The organism is Kluyvera chengduensis, assembly GCF_044197065.1.
Taxonomy (GTDB): domain Bacteria; phylum Pseudomonadota; class Gammaproteobacteria; order Enterobacterales; family Enterobacteriaceae; genus Kluyvera; species Kluyvera ascorbata_C.
Genome location: NZ_JBIQOI010000002.1, coordinates 933903 through 951745 on the forward strand (window position 1 = coordinate 933903; position 17843 = coordinate 951745).

At 54.7% G+C, this 17843-nt stretch carries 16 protein-coding genes and 7 tRNA genes; 8 read left to right on the forward strand and 15 right to left on the reverse strand.

Features of this window, described 5'->3' with window-relative positions; all coding sequences use genetic code 11:
* The 7 genes from modE (at position 1) to gpmA (ending at position 7906) form a co-directional block, all read left to right on the forward strand.
* Positions 1 to 789 (forward strand): molybdenum-dependent transcriptional regulator, encoded by a 789-nt coding sequence (gene modE / locus ACH1XZ_RS10005; protein ID WP_395595422.1) that lies wholly within the window; start codon positions 1 to 3, stop codon positions 787 to 789.
* 67 nt (positions 790 to 856) lie between these two features.
* On the forward strand, positions 857 to 2335 hold the full coding sequence (modF, locus tag ACH1XZ_RS10010) for a molybdate ABC transporter ATP-binding protein ModF (protein ID WP_395595423.1): 1479 nt from the start codon (positions 857 to 859) through the stop codon (positions 2333 to 2335).
* A 269-nt stretch (positions 2336 to 2604) separates the two neighbouring features.
* Entirely contained in the window at positions 2605 to 3621 is a 1017-nt protein-coding gene (gene galE, locus ACH1XZ_RS10015) for a UDP-glucose 4-epimerase GalE (protein WP_395595424.1), read from the forward strand.
* A 10-nt stretch (positions 3622 to 3631) separates the two neighbouring features.
* A complete protein-coding gene (gene galT, locus ACH1XZ_RS10020; RefSeq protein WP_395595425.1) occupies positions 3632 to 4678 on the forward strand; it encodes a galactose-1-phosphate uridylyltransferase in 1047 nt (348 codons plus the stop codon).
* Positions 4679 to 4680: 2 nt separating this feature from the next.
* On the forward strand, positions 4681 to 5829 hold the full coding sequence (gene galK, locus ACH1XZ_RS10025; protein ID WP_395595426.1) for a galactokinase: 1149 nt from the start codon (positions 4681 to 4683) through the stop codon (positions 5827 to 5829).
* Positions 5823 to 6863: a galactose-1-epimerase gene (galM, locus tag ACH1XZ_RS10030; protein ID WP_395595427.1), complete on the forward strand. Its 1041-nt coding sequence runs from the start codon at positions 5823 to 5825 to the stop codon at positions 6861 to 6863. Before galK ends, galM begins: the two co-directional genes overlap by 7 nt.
* 290 nt (positions 6864 to 7153) lie before the next feature.
* Positions 7154 to 7906, forward strand: a complete 753-nt coding sequence (gpmA, locus tag ACH1XZ_RS10035) for a 2,3-diphosphoglycerate-dependent phosphoglycerate mutase (RefSeq protein ID WP_035892201.1) — start codon at positions 7154 to 7156, stop codon at positions 7904 to 7906.
* 98 nt (positions 7907 to 8004) lie between these two features.
* Here the strand turns inward: gpmA and aroG are convergent, their stop codons facing one another.
* The gene (aroG, locus tag ACH1XZ_RS10040; protein ID WP_395595428.1) at positions 8005 to 9057 is read right to left on the reverse strand and encodes a 3-deoxy-7-phosphoheptulonate synthase AroG; all 1053 of its coding nucleotides are present in this window, start codon (positions 9055 to 9057) and stop codon (positions 8005 to 8007) included.
* Between the two features lie 333 nt (positions 9058 to 9390).
* Between aroG and zitB the strand changes: the two genes are divergently transcribed.
* Positions 9391 to 10335 (forward strand): CDF family zinc transporter ZitB, encoded by a 945-nt coding sequence (gene zitB / locus ACH1XZ_RS10045; RefSeq protein ID WP_395595429.1) that lies wholly within the window; start codon positions 9391 to 9393, stop codon positions 10333 to 10335.
* Here the strand turns inward: zitB and pnuC are convergent.
* The 14 genes from pnuC to tolR all read right to left on the reverse strand — a co-directional run bounded on the left by pnuC (position 10332) and on the right by tolR (position 17840).
* A complete protein-coding gene (gene pnuC, locus ACH1XZ_RS10050) occupies positions 10332 to 11051 on the reverse strand; it encodes a nicotinamide riboside transporter PnuC (protein WP_395595430.1) in 720 nt (239 codons plus the stop codon). The two genes, zitB and pnuC, sit on opposite strands and share 4 nt — an antisense overlap.
* A 23-nt stretch (positions 11052 to 11074) precedes the next feature.
* Positions 11075 to 12118 carry a quinolinate synthase NadA gene (nadA, locus tag ACH1XZ_RS10055; protein WP_395595586.1) on the reverse strand — a complete coding sequence of 348 codons (1044 nt, stop codon included), beginning with the start codon at positions 12116 to 12118 and terminating at the stop codon, positions 11075 to 11077.
* Between the two features lie 277 nt (positions 12119 to 12395).
* Positions 12396 to 12471, reverse strand: a tRNA-Lys gene (locus tag ACH1XZ_RS10060).
* Positions 12472 to 12505: 34 nt separating this feature from the next.
* Positions 12506 to 12581, reverse strand: a tRNA-Lys gene (locus tag ACH1XZ_RS10065).
* Between the two features lie 46 nt (positions 12582 to 12627).
* A tRNA-Lys gene (locus tag ACH1XZ_RS10070) sits at positions 12628 to 12703 on the reverse strand.
* Positions 12704 to 12706: 3 nt separating this feature from the next.
* Positions 12707 to 12782: transfer RNA gene (locus ACH1XZ_RS10075), tRNA-Val, on the reverse strand.
* A 53-nt stretch (positions 12783 to 12835) separates the two neighbouring features.
* Positions 12836 to 12911: transfer RNA gene (locus ACH1XZ_RS10080), tRNA-Lys, on the reverse strand.
* 2 nt (positions 12912 to 12913) lie between these two features.
* Positions 12914 to 12989: transfer RNA gene (locus tag ACH1XZ_RS10085), tRNA-Val, on the reverse strand.
* Between the two features lie 36 nt (positions 12990 to 13025).
* Positions 13026 to 13101, reverse strand: a tRNA-Lys gene (locus tag ACH1XZ_RS10090).
* A 165-nt stretch (positions 13102 to 13266) separates the two neighbouring features.
* The gene (gene cpoB, locus ACH1XZ_RS10095) at positions 13267 to 14064 is read right to left on the reverse strand and encodes a cell division protein CpoB (RefSeq protein WP_395595431.1); all 798 of its coding nucleotides are present in this window, start codon (positions 14062 to 14064) and stop codon (positions 13267 to 13269) included.
* 9 nt (positions 14065 to 14073) lie between these two features.
* Positions 14074 to 14595 carry a peptidoglycan-associated lipoprotein Pal gene (pal, locus tag ACH1XZ_RS10100; RefSeq protein WP_185669327.1) on the reverse strand — a complete coding sequence of 174 codons (522 nt, stop codon included), beginning with the start codon at positions 14593 to 14595 and terminating at the stop codon, positions 14074 to 14076.
* A 38-nt stretch (positions 14596 to 14633) separates the two neighbouring features.
* Positions 14634 to 15926, reverse strand: coding sequence for a Tol-Pal system beta propeller repeat protein TolB (gene tolB / locus ACH1XZ_RS10105; protein ID WP_035892734.1), 1293 nt, complete (start codon positions 15924 to 15926; stop codon positions 14634 to 14636).
* A 132-nt stretch (positions 15927 to 16058) separates the two neighbouring features.
* Positions 16059 to 17315: a cell envelope integrity protein TolA gene (gene tolA / locus ACH1XZ_RS10110; RefSeq protein ID WP_395595432.1), complete on the reverse strand. Its 1257-nt coding sequence runs from the start codon at positions 17313 to 17315 to the stop codon at positions 16059 to 16061.
* Positions 17316 to 17411: 96 nt separating this feature from the next.
* Positions 17412 to 17840: a colicin uptake protein TolR gene (gene tolR, locus ACH1XZ_RS10115; protein ID WP_035892731.1), complete on the reverse strand. Its 429-nt coding sequence runs from the start codon at positions 17838 to 17840 to the stop codon at positions 17412 to 17414.
* Between the last annotated feature and the right edge of the window lie 3 nt (positions 17841 to 17843).

Below are 17843 nucleotides of genomic sequence, written 5' to 3' on the forward strand. Positions count from 1 at the left end.
ATGCAGGCTGAAATCCTTCTTACCCTCAAGCTCCAGCAGCGCCTGTTCGCCGATCCGCGCCGCATTTCACTCCTCAAACAAATAGCACAGACCGGCTCCATCAGCCAGGGAGCGAAAAATGCGGGTATCAGTTATAAGAGCGCATGGGATGCGATTAATGAAATGAACCAGCTGAGCGAGCAGTCGCTGGTCGACCGCGCCACCGGCGGTAAAGGCGGCGGCGGTGCGGTGCTCACTCGCTACGGTCAGCGCCTGATTCAACTCTACGACCTGCTGGCGCAAATCCAGCAAAAAGCCTTTGATGTGCTGAGCGATGATGACGCTCTGCCGTTAGACAGCCTGCTCGCCGCTATTTCACGCTTCTCCCTGCAAACCAGCGCCCGCAACCAGTGGTTTGGTACCGTGACCCAACGCGACCACCAGCAGGTGCAACAACACGTGGATATTCTGCTGGCTGACGGCAGTACGCGCCTCAAGGTGGCCATCACCGCCCAGAGTGGCGAACGTTTAGGGCTCGATGAAGGCAAAGAGGTGCTGGTATTGCTGAAAGCACCGTGGGTCAGCGTCACCCGCGATCCAAAAGTTGCCGCAGCGGCCGATAACCAGCTTCCATGCCGGATAAGCCATATCCAGCGTGGCGAAGAGCAGTGTGAAGTGCTGATGGCGTTGCCGGATGGGCAGACCCTTTGCGCGACCCTGCCGCTGGCAGAAGCCGCAGGGCTGGAGGAAGGTGCTGACGTCACAGCATTCTTTAACGCCGATCGCATCATTCTTGCCACGTTGTGCTGATGGCATTGACTTTACGCTGAGGAAGACGTATCCCTGATGCAAATCGCTGCAAAAAACGGGATACATCATGTCATCATTGCAAATTTCGCAAGGCACGTTTCGTCTTAGCGACACAAAAACATTAAAAATTGAGCATCTGGCGCTGCGTGCTGGCGAAAGCTGGGCCTTTGTTGGCAGCAACGGTAGCGGTAAATCGGCGCTGGCTCGCGCGCTGGCCGGTGAGCTTCCGCTACTCACCGGCAGCCGCGACAGCACGTTTACCCGCATCACTCGCCTCTCCTTCGAGCAGCTGCAAAAACTGGTCAGCGACGAGTGGCAGCGCAACAACACCGACATGCTAAGCGCTGACGAAGACGACACCGGGCGTACCACCGCGCAAATTATCCAGGATGAAGTCAAAGACGAGGCGCTGTGCGCCCGGCTTGCCGCGCAGTTTGGCATCAGCCATCTGCTGGAACGCCGCTTTAAATACCTCTCCACCGGTGAGACCCGCAAGACGCTGCTCTGTCAGGCGCTGATGGCACAGCCGGACCTATTAATCCTCGATGAGCCTTTTGACGGCCTGGACGTGGCCTCTCGTCGCCAGCTAGCGGAGCATCTGGCAGTGCTGCACCAGGAGGGTTATACGCTGGTGCTGGTGCTTAACCGCTTTGATGATATCCCTGATTTCGTGCCGTTTGCCGGGGTACTGGCCGACTGTACCCTGACGGAAACCGGCGAGAAGAAAGCGCTGCTTGAGCAAACGCTGATTGCACAACTGGCGCACAGTGAGAAACTGTCCGGGATGACCTTACCCGAGCCGGATGCCCCATCAGCCCGACTCTCTATCGCTGACGACATGCCTCGCATCGTGCTGAAAGACGGCGTGGTCTCCTATAACGATCGGGCGATCATCGACCATTTAAGCTGGACGGTCGCCCCGGACGAGCACTGGCAGATTGTTGGTCCGAACGGCGCGGGTAAGTCAACGCTGCTGAGCCTGGTGACGGGCGATCATCCCCAGGGCTACAGTAACGATCTGACTCTGTTTGGCCGTCGCCGCGGCAGCGGTGAAACCATCTGGGACATTAAAAAGCATATCGGCTACGTCAGCAGCAGCCTGCATCTGGACTACCGGGTGAGCACTACGCTGCGCAATGTGATCCTCTCTGGCTACTTCGACTCCATCGGCATTTATCAGGCTGTATCTGACAAACAGCGCAAGCTGGTCGACGAGTGGCTGCACATCCTTGGCATGGACCCGCGCACCGCCGACGCGCCGTTCCACAGCCTTTCCTGGGGGCAACAGCGGCTGGCGCTGATCGTTCGCGCACTAGTAAAACACCCCACACTGCTGATCCTCGATGAACCGCTACAGGGGCTGGACCCGCTCAACCGTCAGGTGGTTCGCCGCTTTGTCGATGTGCTGATTAGCGAAGGTAAAACGCAATTACTGTTTGTATCGCACCATGCGGAAGATGCGCCGGAATGCATCACCCATCGGCTGGAGTTTGTCGCCGACGGCGACGGCTATCGTTACGAGGTTGGCCCCATCACTATTGCCTGATGGCGCTTCGCTTATCAGGCGTCCCCTAAATGTAGCCCGGCCAAGCGAAGCGCCGCCGGGTTCACACAACACGCCCCCATTACCACCTCACCTTTTTCAGACTTTTTTCACCCCACTCCGCTAACCCCTTTGATTTATAATGCAATCTGCTGAGGTTATCGTACTGATTCAAGTAGTGTAAGCGATTCCACTAATTTAGCCCATGTCACACTTTTGGCTTCTCTGTTATGCTAAGGTTATTCCATGCCATAAGCTTAACGGAGCTAAAAATGAAAGTATTGGTTACAGGTGGTAGCGGTTACATAGGAAGCCACACATGTGTGCAACTGCTGCAACAAGGCCACGATGTTGTCATCCTCGATAATCTGTGCAACAGCAAGCACAGCGTCGTATCGGTCATCGCCCGTCTGGGCGGCAAGCAGCCGAGCTTCGTCGAAGGCGATATTCGTAACGAAGCGCTGATGGTTGAGATCCTCAAGGATCACGCCATTGAAGCGGTAATTCACTTCGCGGGTCTGAAAGCCGTCGGTGAGTCCGTGCAAAAGCCTCTGGAGTACTATGACAACAACGTCAACGGTACCCTGCGTCTGGTTGCCGCGATGCGCACTGCCAACGTCAAAAACTTCATCTTCAGCTCCTCCGCAACCGTCTATGGCGATCAGCCAAAAATTCCTTACGTAGAAAGCTTCCCAACCGGCACGCCGCAAAGCCCGTACGGTAAGAGCAAACTGATGGTTGAACAGATCCTGACCGACCTGCAAAAAGCGCAGCCGGAGTGGAGCATTGCGCTGCTGCGTTATTTCAACCCAGTAGGCGCACATCAGTCTGGCGATATGGGTGAAGATCCGCAGGGCATCCCGAATAACCTGATGCCGTACATCGCGCAGGTCGCCGTGGGCCGCCGCGAATCGCTGGCCATTTTCGGCAACGACTACCCAACGCCTGACGGCACCGGCGTGCGTGACTACATCCACGTCATGGACCTCGCTGACGGCCACGTCGCCGCGATGGAAAAACTGGCAAACAAAGCCGGCGTACATATTTACAACCTGGGCGCAGGCGTGGGCAGCAGCGTGCTGGATGTGGTTAACGCATTCAGCAAGGCCTGTGGCAAACCGATTAATTACCATTTTGCTCCACGTCGCGATGGCGATCTCCCTGCTTACTGGGCCGATGCAACCAAAGCCGACAAAGAGCTGAACTGGCGCGTAACCCGTAACCTTGACGAAATGGCGCAGGACACCTGGAACTGGCAGTCCCGTCATCCTCAGGGATATCCAGACTAAGGATTTTGTCATGACGCAATTTAACCCCGTCGACCATCCACACCGCCGTTTTAATCCGTTAACCGGCCAGTGGATCCTTGTATCACCGCATCGTGCAAAGCGCCCTTGGCAAGGGGCGCAAGAGACACCAGCAAAACAAACGCTGCCCGCGCACGATCCGGATTGTTTTTTATGCCCGGGTAATACCCGGGTGACGGGCGATAAAAACCCCGACTACACCAGCACCTACGTTTTTACCAATGACTTTGCCGCGCTGATGACCGACACGCCGGACGCGCCGGAAAGCGACGATCCGCTGATGCGTTGTCAAAGCGCGCGCGGCACTAGCCGGGTGATTTGCTTCTCGCCAGATCACAGCAAAACGCTGCCGGAGCTGAGCCTTAACGCGCTGCAATCGGTGGTGAAAACCTGGCAGGAACAGACCGCCGACCTCGGCCAGCAGTACCCGTGGGTACAGGTGTTCGAGAACAAAGGCGCGGCGATGGGCTGCTCCAACCCGCACCCGCACGGACAGGTCTGGGCGAACAGCTTCCTGCCAAACGAAATTGAGCGCGAAGACCGCCTGATGCGCGAGTACTACGCCGAGCAAAAATCGCCAATGCTGGTTGACTACGTTAACCGCGAGCTGGCTGATGGCAGCCGTACGGTGGTAGAAACCGAGCACTGGCTGGCAGTGGTGCCATACTGGGCGGCATGGCCGTTCGAAACGCTGCTGCTGCCAAAAGCGCACGTGCTGCGTATTACCGATTTAACCGAGGCACAGCGCGACGATTTAGCGCTGGCGCTGAAAAAACTGACCAGCCGTTATGACAACCTGTTCCAGTGCTCCTTCCCCTACTCGATGGGCTGGCACGGCGCACCGTTTAATGGCGAAGAAAATGCGCACTGGCAGCTGCATGCCCATTTCTATCCGCCGTTGCTGCGCTCCGCTACCGTGCGCAAATTTATGGTTGGCTATGAAATGCTGGCAGAAACCCAGCGCGACCTGACGGCAGAACAAGCGGCTGAACGCCTGCGTGCGGTCAGCGACATCCACTTTCGCGAGTCCGGAGAATAACAATGAGTCTGAAAGATAAAACCCAAACCCTGTTCGCTGAGAAATTCGGCTACCCTGCTACCCACATTATTCAGGCTCCGGGCCGCGTTAACCTGATTGGTGAACACACCGACTACAACGACGGTTTCGTTCTGCCGTGCGCCATTGATTACCAGACGGTGATCAGCTGCTCGCCGCGTGATGATCGCCTGGTGCGCGTGATTGCCGCCGATTACGACAATCAGACCGATGAGTTCTCCCTCGACGCGCCAATTGTGAGCCACGATACCCAGCAGTGGTCTAACTATGTGCGCGGTGTGGTGAAGCATCTGCAAAAACGCAATAACGCGTTTGGCGGCGCTGACCTCGTTATCAGCGGCAATGTGCCACAGGGCGCGGGCCTGAGCTCATCGGCATCTCTGGAAGTGGCGGTCGGTACCGTCTTCCAACAGCTGTATCATCTGCCGCTGGACGGCGCGCAGATTGCGCTGAACGGCCAGGAAGCGGAAAACCAGTTTGTCGGCTGTAACTGCGGCATTATGGACCAGCTTATCTCCGCCCTCGGCAAGAAAGACCACGCGCTGCTGATCGACTGCCGTTCGCTTGGTACCAAGGCAGTTTCGATGCCAGAAGGCGTTGCGGTCGTCATCATCAACAGTAACTTCAAACGCACTCTGGTCGGCAGCGAGTACAACACGCGCCGCGAACAGTGTGAAACCGGCGCACGCTTCTTCCAGCGCCCGGCGCTGCGCGACGTGACCCTCAACGAATTCAACGCCGTTGCCCATGAGCTTGATCCGATTGTGGCTAAGCGCGTGCGTCACGTGCTGACCGAGAACGCGCGTACCGTCGAAGCGGCAGCGGCACTGGAACAAGGCGATCTGCTGCGTATGGGCCAGCTGATGGCGGAATCCCACGCTTCTATGCGCGATGATTTCGAAATCACCGTGCCGCAGATTGATACGCTGGTCGAGATCGTGAAAGCAACCATTGGCGACCAGGGTGGCGTACGCATGACCGGCGGCGGATTCGGCGGCTGCATCGTGGCATTAATCCCTGAAACGCTGGTGCCTGCGGTGAAACAGGCCGTAGCCGAACAGTACGAAGCAAAAACGGGCATTAAAGAGACGTTCTACGTCTGCAAACCGTCACAAGGAGCAGGACAGTGCTAAGAGAAACGCCAGCGCTGGCCGTAGATGGCCAGCCGTATCGAGTGATTACGTTACGCAACGCCAATGGCGTGGTGGTGACGTTAATGGATTGGGGCGCCACGCTTTTGTCTGCGCGCATTCCGATGAAAGACGGTAGCGTGCGCGAAGCGCTACTTGGCTGTGCGTCGCCGGAACAATATACCGAGCAGGCGGCTTTCCTCGGCGCGTCTATTGGCCGCTATGCTAACCGAATCGCCAACAGCCGCTATACGCTGGACGGGCAGACGGTCGAGCTTGCGCCAAGCCAGGGGCAGCATCAGCTGCACGGCGGTCCTGAAGGCTTTGATAAGCGCCGCTGGGCGATTGCTTCTCAGAACCCAACGGAAGCCGTTTTCACCCTCACCTCGCCTGACGGCGACCAGGGCTATCCGGGCGAGCTTCAGGCAAAGGCGACCTATCGCCTCACCGAAGATAACCGTATTTCGATTGAGTATCGCGCAAGCGTCGATAAAGCCTGTCCGGTGAACCTGACCAACCACGTCTATTTCAACCTCGACGGTAATCAGACCGATGTGCGTAATCACAAGCTGCAGCTGCTGGCGGATGCTTATCTGCCAGTTGATGAGAGTGGCATCCCGCACGATGGGCTGAAAGACGTTGCCAACACCAGCTTCGATTTCCGTGAACCGAAAACCGTGGCACAGGATTTCCTCAGCGACGATGATCAGAAGAAAGTGAAAGGCTACGACCACGCTTTCCTGCTTCAGGCACAAGGCGATGCCACTAAAGTGGTCGCCAACGTCTGGTCCGAAGATGAAAAACTGCAGATGGCGGTTTACACCTCAGCCCCGGCAATTCAGTTCTATTCCGGTAACTACCTGGACGGCACGTTATCCCGCAGCCCGCAGCCTTACGCCGCCTGGCAAGGTCTGGCGCTGGAGAGCGAGTTCCTGCCGGATAGCCCGAACCATCCGGAGTGGCCGCAGCCAGACTGCGTGCTGCGCCCAGGCGAAGAGTACGTCAGCCTGACGGAATATCAATTTACCGCATTATAATCACGTGGCTTACCGTAGCCCGGACGAGGTGCGATAGCACCGACTCCGGGGGTTCCCCGGCGTCGCTCCGCTCGGCCGGGCTACTCCCTTCCTCTTCTCTGTCTCGCCGAAGTTTTAGCCATATCGCTGAAAATTACGCCACGCAAAGACAAAATAATAACGCCTGGTTCACATGCATCTTACACTGGGGCACTATTTTCGCTATGGTTATGCATAAGCGTTGCTGTCGAGCCTATCGCGGCAATATAATGAGAATTGTTATCATTCAATAAAGCTTGAGGAGTGAGAGTATGGCTGTAACTAAGCTGGTACTGGTTCGTCACGGTGAAAGTCAGTGGAACAACGAAAACCGCTTCACCGGTTGGTACGACGTTGATCTGTCTGAGAAAGGCGTTAGCGAAGCAAAAGCGGCAGGTAAACTGCTGAAGGCTGAAGGCTTCAGCTTTGATTTTGCTTATACCTCCGTGCTGAAACGTGCCATCCACACTCTGTGGAACGTGCTGGATGAACTGGATCAGGCCTGGCTGCCGGTTGAGAAATCCTGGAAGTTGAACGAACGTCACTACGGTGCGCTGCAGGGTCTGAACAAAGCAGAAACCGCTGAAAAATACGGTGACGAGCAGGTTAAACAGTGGCGTCGCGGCTTCGCGGTAACCCCACCTGAGCTGACCAAAGACGACGAGCGCTACCCGGGCCACGACCCGCGTTACGCGAAGCTGACCGATAAAGAGCTGCCAACCACCGAAAGCCTGGCGCTGACCATCGAACGCGTAGTCCCTTACTGGAATGAAACCATTCTGCCACGCCTGAAAAGCGGCGAGCGCGTGATCATCGCCGCTCACGGTAACTCCCTGCGTGCGCTGGTGAAATACCTGGACAACATGGGCGAAGACGAAATCCTCGAGCTGAACATCCCAACGGGCGTACCGCTGGTGTATGAGTTCGACGAGAACTTCAAGCCAATCAAACATTACTATCTGGGTAACGCTGACGAAATCGCTGCAAAAGCCGCGGCCGTCGCGAACCAGGGTAAAGCGAAGTAATTATCGCTGACCGGTAAAAAGAAAAAAGCGTGGAAATCTCCACGCTTTTTTTATTTCGGTGCATTCCCGGCGGCGTTTCGCTTGGCCGGGTTAATAAATTAGCCGCGACGCGCTTTTACCGCGTTCGCCAACTGACGCAGCACGGTGTCGGTATCATCCCAGTTAATGCACGCGTCGGTGATGCTTTTGCCATACACCAGCGGCTCACCGCTGTCTGGGTTCTGGTTGCCTTCTACCAGATGGCTTTCAATCATCACGCCCATAATTGCTTTCTCGCCGTTGGCAATCTGGTTGCAAACGTCAGCGCCCACTTCCATCTGCTTTTTGAACTGCTTGCTGGAGTTAGCGTGGCTGAAATCAATCATGATTTGCGCCGGCAGGCCGGCTTTCGCCAGACCCTCTTTCACCGCCGCCACGTGGGAAGCGCTGTAGTTTGGCTCTTTACCGCCGCGTAGGATGATATGGCAATCGCCGTTACCGCTGGTGTTCACAATTGCGGAGTGGCCCCACTTGGTGACGGACAGGAAACAGTGCGGTGCACCGGCAGCATTGATGGCATCAATGGCCACTTTAATGGTGCCATCGGTACCGTTTTTGAAGCCAACCGGGCAAGAGAGGCCTGAAGCCAGCTCACGGTGAACCTGAGATTCGGTGGTACGCGCGCCAATCGCGCCCCAGCTCATTAAGTCAGCCAGGTACTGCGGGGTGATCATATCGAGGAACTCGCCCGCCGCTGGCAGACCGGTGTCGTTAATATCAAGCAGCAGCTTACGTGCAATACGCAGGCCGTCGTTGATCTGGAAGCTGTTATCCATATGCGGATCGTTAATCAGCCCTTTCCAGCCAACGGTGGTACGCGGCTTTTCAAAATAGACGCGCATCACAATTTCCAGCTCACCCTGCAGCTCTTCACGAATCTTCAGCAGGCGCTGCGCGTACTCTTTAGCGGCAACCGGATCGTGAATAGAGCAAGGGCCAATCACCACCAACAGACGATCGTCTTCACCTTTCAGGATCTGATGGATCGCTTTACGGGCATGAGACACCGTATTGGCGGCATTCTCAGTGGCTGGGAATTTTTCAAGGAGCGCTACAGGAGGTAATAACTCGTTGATCTCTTTAATGCGTAAATCGTCGTTCTGATAATTCATGACTGTTCCAGTGTTGCCATACTTATACAATTGAGTGCAATCCCTTCAATCTATATCGCCAGTCAAAAAGTGTAAACTGGCTTTTACACTTTAGCCGGATAATGACTAAAAAAACCCTACAAAATAGAATTTAATAGCAATTAATCTGAGTTTAAGCGACAAAACGCAAAATAATCACCCGAAAATTAATTTAAAAACAATATATTTCAATATCGATTATCGCATCAGGCGCTATTTTTGCCCGTGGGATTGCGTTGCGTATTTCTGTGCGGAAAAAGCAAAGATCTGCAATGATGTCAGATAGTCACACTCAAATAAGGAAGGATGAGCGTCATGGCGCATAGGCATGATTCACACTCGCACACCACGCAGAATGATGGCAATGCTCGTCGATTATTGCTGGCGTTTGGGGTCACCGCTGGTTTTATGGTCGTCGAGGCGATTGGCGGGGTTGTCTCCGGATCGCTGGCGCTGCTCGCCGATGCCGGACATATGCTGACTGATTCAGCTGCGTTATTGTTTGCGCTGCTGGCAGTTCGCTTTGCCAGTAGGCCACCGAGCGGGCGTCATACCTTTGGCTGGCTGCGATTGACCACTCTCGCCGCCTTCGTCAACGCCATCGCACTACTATTTATCATCATCCTGATTGTTTGGGAGGCCGTGCAGCGCTTCTATCACCCACAGCCAGTAGCAGGCGTCACCATGATGACTATTGCGGTCGCAGGCCTGCTGGCGAATATTCTGGCCTTCTGGATTTTGCATCGTGGCAGTGAAGAGAAAAACCTGAATGTGCGCGCAGCGGCGCTGCATGTCATGGGCGACTTGCTCGGTTCTGTCGGCGCGATTATCGCGGCAATAGTGATTATGACGACCGGCTGGACGCCTATCGACCCGATTCTGTCGGTACTGGTCTCCTGTCTGGTGCTGCGCAGCGCCTGGGCATTGCTGAAAGAAAGTATGAACGAACTGCTGGAAGGTGCACCGCAGTCGGTTGACGTTGCCGCGTTAAAGCGCAATATGCGCCGTTCGCTGCCAGAAGTACGTGATGTTCACCACGTGCACGTCTGGCTGATCGGTGAAAAACCGTTGATGACGCTGCACGTCCAGGTGGTGCCGCCGCACGATCACGATGCGCTGCTGGATCGTATTCATCACTTTCTCGAAGAGCACTATCAGATAGACCACGCGACGGTGCAGATGGAATACCAGCCCTGTAGCGGCCCGGAATGCCACCTTAACGAGGCGCATTCCGAACACGGGCATCACCACCACCACTAATGGGACAGCGCGCGAGAACCCCGTTCACGTGCGCTATTCATCCACATCCGGCTACCGTTCAGGGCAATGAAGGTCAGGATCAGATATTCCAGCGCCATGGCATAAACGCCCTGCAAGGCAAAAATCGCCACGCTGATAACGTTGATGATGACCCACAGCAGCCAGTTCTCGACATATTTACGGGTCATTAGCACCATCGCCGCAATTGACAGTACCATCATGCAGGAGTCCCAGAATGGGAACGCATCCGGCTGTAGCGTCGGCATTACCACGTTCACGCCCATTGCCTGCATCACGTTAACCGCAACACGCGTCAACACGGCGAAAACAGGGTCGATGTAGAGCGTCATGAAGGCAATCGCCACGACACATGCCGCCAGCCAGCCCAGCGCCTTTGGCAATGGCAACCAGCGAATCTGAAGCTCAGCCTCATTCTGACTGGTTTGTCGCGACCACGCGTACCAGCCGTACAGGTTGGCCGCAAAGAAAAACAGCTGGAGCAGCAGGCTAGCGTAGAGCTGAATCTGGAAAAAGATAATCGCAAAAAGCGTTACGTTTATCAGACCAAACAGGTAGTTCACGATCTTTTCAAGGCTTGCCAGCCAGATGCAGAGCAGACCAGCGACCGTCCCTACCGCTTCTATCCACGAGAGGTCGTAACCTCCCGCGCCCAGTGGAATATGAACCAGAATGTTTTGCGTACTAAAGAAATCCATTTTAACTCCAGCGCGTTAGAGGTTTACCCTCGTAGTGTAGCCGCAAAATCCAGCATCCGGTTCAACGGAACTAACGCGCCCTGACGCAGTTGTTCATCGACGTGAATTTCATGGGCGGCCCCACCGTTCTCAAGACTTTCGGCAATCGCCTTCAAGCCGTTCATCGCCATCCACGGGCAGTGCGCGCAGGTGCGACAGGTAGCCCCTTCACCGGCGGTTGGGGCTTCGAAAAGCTCTTTATCCGGCACGGCCTGCTGCATTTTATAGAAGATACCGCGGTCGGTGGCCACGATAAGCTGTTGGTGCGGCAACGTTTTGGCAGCATTAATCAGTTGGCTGGTCGAACCGACGGCATCAGCCATATCAACAATCGCCTGCGGGGATTCCGGGTGTACCAGCACCGCGGCCTGCGGATACAGCGATTTCATGCGGCTTAAGGCCTGAGTTTTAAACTCGTCATGAACGATACACGCCCCCTGCCAGCACAGTACGTCTGCACCGGTCTGCTTTTGTACATAGCGGCCAAGATGACGGTCCGGCGCCCAGATGATTTTCTCACCCAGGCTATCGAGGTGTTCGATAAGCTCAACGGCGATGCTTGAGGTCACCACCCAGTCGGCACGCGCTTTTACCGCCGCGGAGGTGTTGGCATAGACCACTACGGTGCGATCAGGATGGGCATCGCAGAAAGCATTGAACTCGTCAATAGGACAGCCGAGATCCAAAGAGCACTCGGCGTTCAGCGTTGGCATCAGCACCGTTTTTTCTGGGCTAAGGATTTTTGCCGTTTCGCCCATAAAACGAACGCCAGCGACCAGAAGCGTTGAAGCGGAATGTTTCGCACCAAAGCGCGCCATCTCCAGCGAATCAGAAATACAGCCACCGGTCTCTTCCGCCAACTGTTGGATTTCAGGATCGGTGTAGTAATGCGCCACCATCACGGCATCGCGTTCCTTTAGCAACCGCTTGATTTTCTCGCGATAAAATTGCGTCTCATCGAGACTCAGCGGAACAGGCTTCGGTGGGAACGGGTAAATTGCGGCTTCTGGGTCAAACATCACGCTCATCATGCTTCTCGTTTTACTGGCTTAACGAAATAAACGGTTATTCGGCGAAGATTCGCCGTTACCATGGCAATATGTTTTATATGCTAAACAAGATAGCCGATTCTATGATAAAAGTCGTGGTGAATTTTGTGCGCTTCTCCCGGAGGCGGTGCGTTGCACCTCGTCCGGGCTACAGACAAACGCAACTCGGCCGAGCGTCAGCGACGCCGGGAATGTACTAAAGGTGGGGATCAAATCGCAGATAGCAAAAAGGCGCCTTTAGGGCGCCTTTTTACACTGGTGGGTCGTGCAGGATTCGAACCTGCGACCAATTGATTAAAAGTCAACTGCTCTACCAACTGAGCTAACGACCCCTTGGAAAGGGTTACTGCTTATATCATTTCAGGATGGTGGGTCGTGCAGGATTCGAACCTGCGACCAATTGATTAAAAGTCAACTGCTCTACCAACTGAGCTAACGACCCATTCGGGTGCAGCCTGAAAGATTTTTACTCGGAGCCACCATTAAGATGGTGGGGCGTGCAGGATTCGAACCTGCGACCAATTGATTAAAAGTCAACTGCTCTACCAACTGAGCTAACGCCCCGAGTGGTGGGTGATGACGGGATCGAACCGCCGACCCCCTCCTTGTAAGGGAGGTGCTCTCCCAGCTGAGCTAATCACCCGATACTGCGCTGGATACTACCTATACTGCTTTCACCGTGCCCACCATAAATGATGGTGGGTCGTGCAGGATTCGAACCTGCGACCAATTGATTAAAAGTCAACTGCTCTACCAACTGAGCTAACGACCCGGTGGTGGGTGATGACGGGATCGAACCGCCGACCCCCTCCTTGTAAGGGAGGTGCTCTCCCAGCTGAGCTAATCACCCAATACTGCGCTGGATACTACTGACTAACTAAGTTAGTGGTGGGTCGTGCAGGATTCGAACCTGCGACCAATTGATTAAAAGTCAACTGCTCTACCAACTGAGCTAACGACCCACTTTTTTCGTCACTTTCAGGATGTTTGATATCCCTTGGCAACGGCGGCATATATTACTGAATTCAGAATTCAGCGCAACAAAAATTTCGACAAAGATCACTTAACTGCTTATGTTTCATGCGGCAAGACCAGAAATAAAACAATTTCTGGTCTTACTTCGTGCATTACATCCCACTGAGACGTTTTTGCGCCTGCTTTGCACCATCGGTACCTGGGTATTTGCTGACAACCTGCTGGTATACCGCTTTCGCTTTTGCAGTATCACCTTTGTCCTGCATGATGACCCCGACCTTAAACATCGCATCCGCCGCCTTAGGCGACTTCGGGTAGTTTTTCACCACCGATGCAAAGTAGTAAGCCGCATCATCTTTTTTACCCTTGTTGTAATTCAACTGACCCAGCCAATAGTTAGCATTAGGCTGGTAGGTTGAATCAGGGTATTTTTTGATGAAGTTCTGAAACGCAGTAATTGCGTCATCCTGGCGAGCATTATCCTTCACCAGAGCGATAGCCGCGTTGTAATCCGTATTGGCATCACCCGTCTGTACCGGCACACCAGACGCGCTAGCGCCCGCTGATGCTGCTGGAGCCGCCGCTGCTGGCGCAGCACCGCTCTGGTCGCCCGTAGCCTGCTGAGCTGGAGCCGCACCGCTACCGCCCAGGCTGTCAATTTGCAGCATAATCTGCTTTTGACGTTCGACAACCTGATTTAGCTGGTACTGACTTTCCTGGATCTGTCCACGGAGTGCATCAATATCAGTCTGATTATCGGAGAGTTGCTGCTGGAGTTGGGTTAAAAGCTGACTGTGAGCGTTAGAAATACGCTCGAGTTGGGTGACACGGTCTTCGACCGAGCCTGAGCCGACACTACTGATTGGCGCCTGAGCAAAAGCGGCCCAGGGGGCCGCTATGCCAACCAGTAACGACAGACTCAACATGTGATGTCTGAAGTTACTGCTCATGCAATTCTCTTAGTAAACCAGTACGGCACGACGGTTTTTGGAGTAAGCCGCTTCGTCGTGACCCAGTACTGCAGGTTTTTCTTTACCGTAAGAAACGATGGAGATCTGGTCAGCAGAAACGCCTTTACCCTGCAGGTACATTTTAACAGCGTTAGCACGACGTTCACCCAGGGAGATGTTGTACTCAGGAGTACCACGTTCGTCCGCGTGACCTTCTACGGTGACTTTGTAAGATGGGTTGCTACGCAGGAAGTTAGCGTGAGCATCCAGCATTGCAGCGAAGTCAGAACGGATATCGTACTTGTCCAGATCGAAGTAAACGATGTTGTTCTGCTGCAGCTGTTGCATCTGAAGACGCGCTTGCTCTTCAGAAGACATGTTGCCGCTACCGTTAGCATCCATACCAGTGCCGGCACCCAGCATGCCTTCGCCGCTCTGGTCATTGCTAGCGTTCTTGTTAGAAGAACATGCCGCGATTGCCATAACAGGCAGAGCGATCATCAGCCCTTTCAGCACTTTGTTCAGTTGCATTTCGATGATTCCTTTAGTAATCAATTCATTAATTATTATTACAGATACGGCGACCAGGCAGGGAATTTAACCTGTCCATCAGTTGCCGGAAGACGCGCTTTGAAACGCCCATCTGTAGAAACCAGATTCAGCACGGATCCCATCCCCTGAGAAGAGCTGTAGATTACCATAGTGCCGTTAGGTGCCAGACTTGGCGTTTCGTCCAGGAACGTTGACGACAGTACTTGTACGCCACCCGCTACCAGATCCTGCTTAGCAATGTGCTGCTGGCCGTTAGCCGAGCTGACCATTACCATAAACTTACCGTCGCTGCTGACGTCAGCATCCTGGTTCTGTGAACCTTCCCAGGTAATACGCTGCGGAGCACCGCCGTTAACATTAACTTTATACACCTGCGGACGACCGGCCTGGTCAGACGTAAAGGCTAAGTTCTGGCTGTCCGGGAACCAGGTTGGTTCGGTGTTGTTGCTACGACCGTTGGTCACCTGACGAATCTGGCCAGAGCCCAGGTCCATCACGTACAGGTTCAGACTACCGGTTTTCGACAGTGCGAACGCCAGTTTAGACCCATCCGGCGAGAACGCCGGCGCACCGTTGTGCTGCGGGAACGAGGCAATCTGACGCACTGCGCCGTTAGCCAGAGTCTGCACCACCAACGCTGAGCGACCGCTTTCGAAGGTCACGTAAGCCACTTTAGAACCGTCCGGAGACCATGCTGGAGACATCAGCGGCTGCGGAGAACGGTGAACCACAAACTGGTTGTAGCCGTCGTAGTCAGAAACGCGCAGTTCATATGGGAACTGGCCGCCGTTGGTCTGAACAACGTAAGCAATACGGGTACGGAACGCGCCCTTGATGCCCGTCAGCTTCTCGAACACTTCGTCACTGGCAGTGTGACCGGCATAACGCAGCCACTGCTTGTTAACTTTGTAGGTGTTCTGTGCCAGCACGGTACCAGGAGCACCGCCGGTATCAACCAACTGATAAGAGACATTATAGCTGCCGTCAGCGTTAGGGCTCACCTGCCCTACCACAACAGCATCAATACCCAGCGCAGACCATGCGGCCGGCTGAACTTCCTGAGCGCTGCCCGGCTGCTGCGGCAGACGAGAACGATCTAATGGGTTAAATTTCCCGCTGTTACGCAGGTCAGCGCCCACGATACCGCCGATATCTTCAGGCGCAGCACCTGGCCCCGCCCACTGGAAAGGTACGACGCCAATTGGGCGTGCCGAGTCCACCCCCTGGGTGATCTCGATACGTACTTCTGCGTGCAGCACCGCTGCCCACAGCATCAGAAAACCAAATGCTACTCGTAATGCCTGCTTCATCATTTCTCCCTTATCCAGGCGGAAAGCCCACGATAATTTAGCAGAATGTTAACAAACTAAAATACACAAAACTACCAAAACCCACCGGCGCCCGAAGATAGTTTTCCCCCGCCGGAGCGGGGAAAATTATGCTTACGGCTTGAAGTCCAGTGGTGCATTTTTAAACACTTCATATACTGCCTGGCTCGGTGGTTTTGGAATCTTCGCCTGACGGGCTGCAGCAAGTGCGGCCTGACAAAGTGCGGGATCGCCACCCTCAGACTGAATGTCCAGCAACAGGCCGTCTGAGGCGAGTTTTATACGCAACGTACAGGTTTTGCCTGCATAGGATGATGCGTCGTAGAACTTGCTCTCAATGGCAGATTTAATCTGCCCAGCGTAGTTGCTGATATCCGCGCCTGACGCGCCATTATTCTTAGTATTACCACTCCCCGCTGCGGAAGCATTGTTACCTTTCGCTCCGCCGCCGGTTTTCGGTGCATTCTTACCAGAGCTAAGGTCACCCAGCAGATCATCTACGCCGGAAGAAGCAGCGGCTTTCTCAGCAGCGGCTTTCTTCGCGGCGGCAGCTTTGTCAGCTGCAGCTTTCTTGTCTGCTGCGGCTTTTTCAGCAGCAGCGGCTTTCTTATCTGCAGCCGCTTTAGCAGCGGCGGCCTTATCGGCAGCGGCTTTTTCAGCGGCAGCGGCGGCTTTCTCTTCCGCGGCTTTTTCAGCAGCAGCTTTCTTCGCAGCTTCGGCTGCCGCTTTCTTCTCGGCATCCGCAGCCGCTTTCGCGGCGGCAGCTTCAGCGACCTTTTTAGCATCGGCTGCAGCTTTCGCTGCTTCCGCTTCCGCTTTTTTCTGTGCATCGGCAGCGGCTTTCTTCGCGGCTTCCGCCGCAACTTTAGCCTGAGCATCGGCTTTTGCTTTCGCATCAGCGGCTGCTTTCACTGCCGCATCAGCCGCGGCTTTCGCCTGGGCATCCGCCTTCGCTTTTGCATCGGCCGCAGCTTTCACTGCCGCTTCTTCAGCCTGCTTTTGCTGCTCCTGAGCTTCTTTCGCCGCTTCCTGAGCCTGCAAACGCTCTTTTTCAAGCGCCTTTAAGCGTTCCTGTTCCGCAGCCTGTTTTTCACGTAATTCTTCAGCCTGCTGCTGAGCCTGCTTTTCACGTTGCTCTTGCGCACGTTTCGAGCTGGATTGCTGCTGCTGTTGACGATTATAGTTCTCAACGACCGCGCCGGGATCGACCATGACGGCGTCGATGGACGAACCGCCACCGCCGCCCGCAGAAGCCTCTATATGTTCATCAAACGAGCTCCAGATCAGCGCCGCAAACAAAATGACGTGCAGCACTGCTGAAATAATTATCGCTCGTTTAAGCTTGTCGTTTTGTTCGGTTGCCTTTGACACTCTCGGTTCCCAAAAACTGTTCACCCGTTACTCTACAACGCAGAGAACAGGCCGTTCCCGGCCCGTACCTTCCGCGTGTGTGCGGCATCTTGCTGGTTAAATTGGCTGGGTCATCAACCCGACCGATTTCACCCCGGCGCTGTGTAACAGGTTAAGCGCTTTAATTATTTCATCGTAAGGCACGTCTTTCGCGCCCCCAATTAAGAAGACCGTTTTCGGATTCGCCTGTAACCGGCGCTGCGCTTCTGCAACAACCTGTTCAGGTGGCAGCTGCGGCATCTTCTCCTGACCAACGTTCACGCTGTATTGCCCGACACCGGACACTTCAACGATGACCGGCGGTTCATCATTACTGCTTACCGCCTGAGATTCGGTTGCATCAGGGAGATCCACTTCCACGCTCTGCGTAATGATCGGCGCTGTCGCCATAAAGATCAGCAGCAGCACCAACAACACATCCAGCAGCGGAACGATGTTAATTTCGGACTTCAGTTCGCGACGCCCGCGTCCACGTGCTCTGGCCATGGC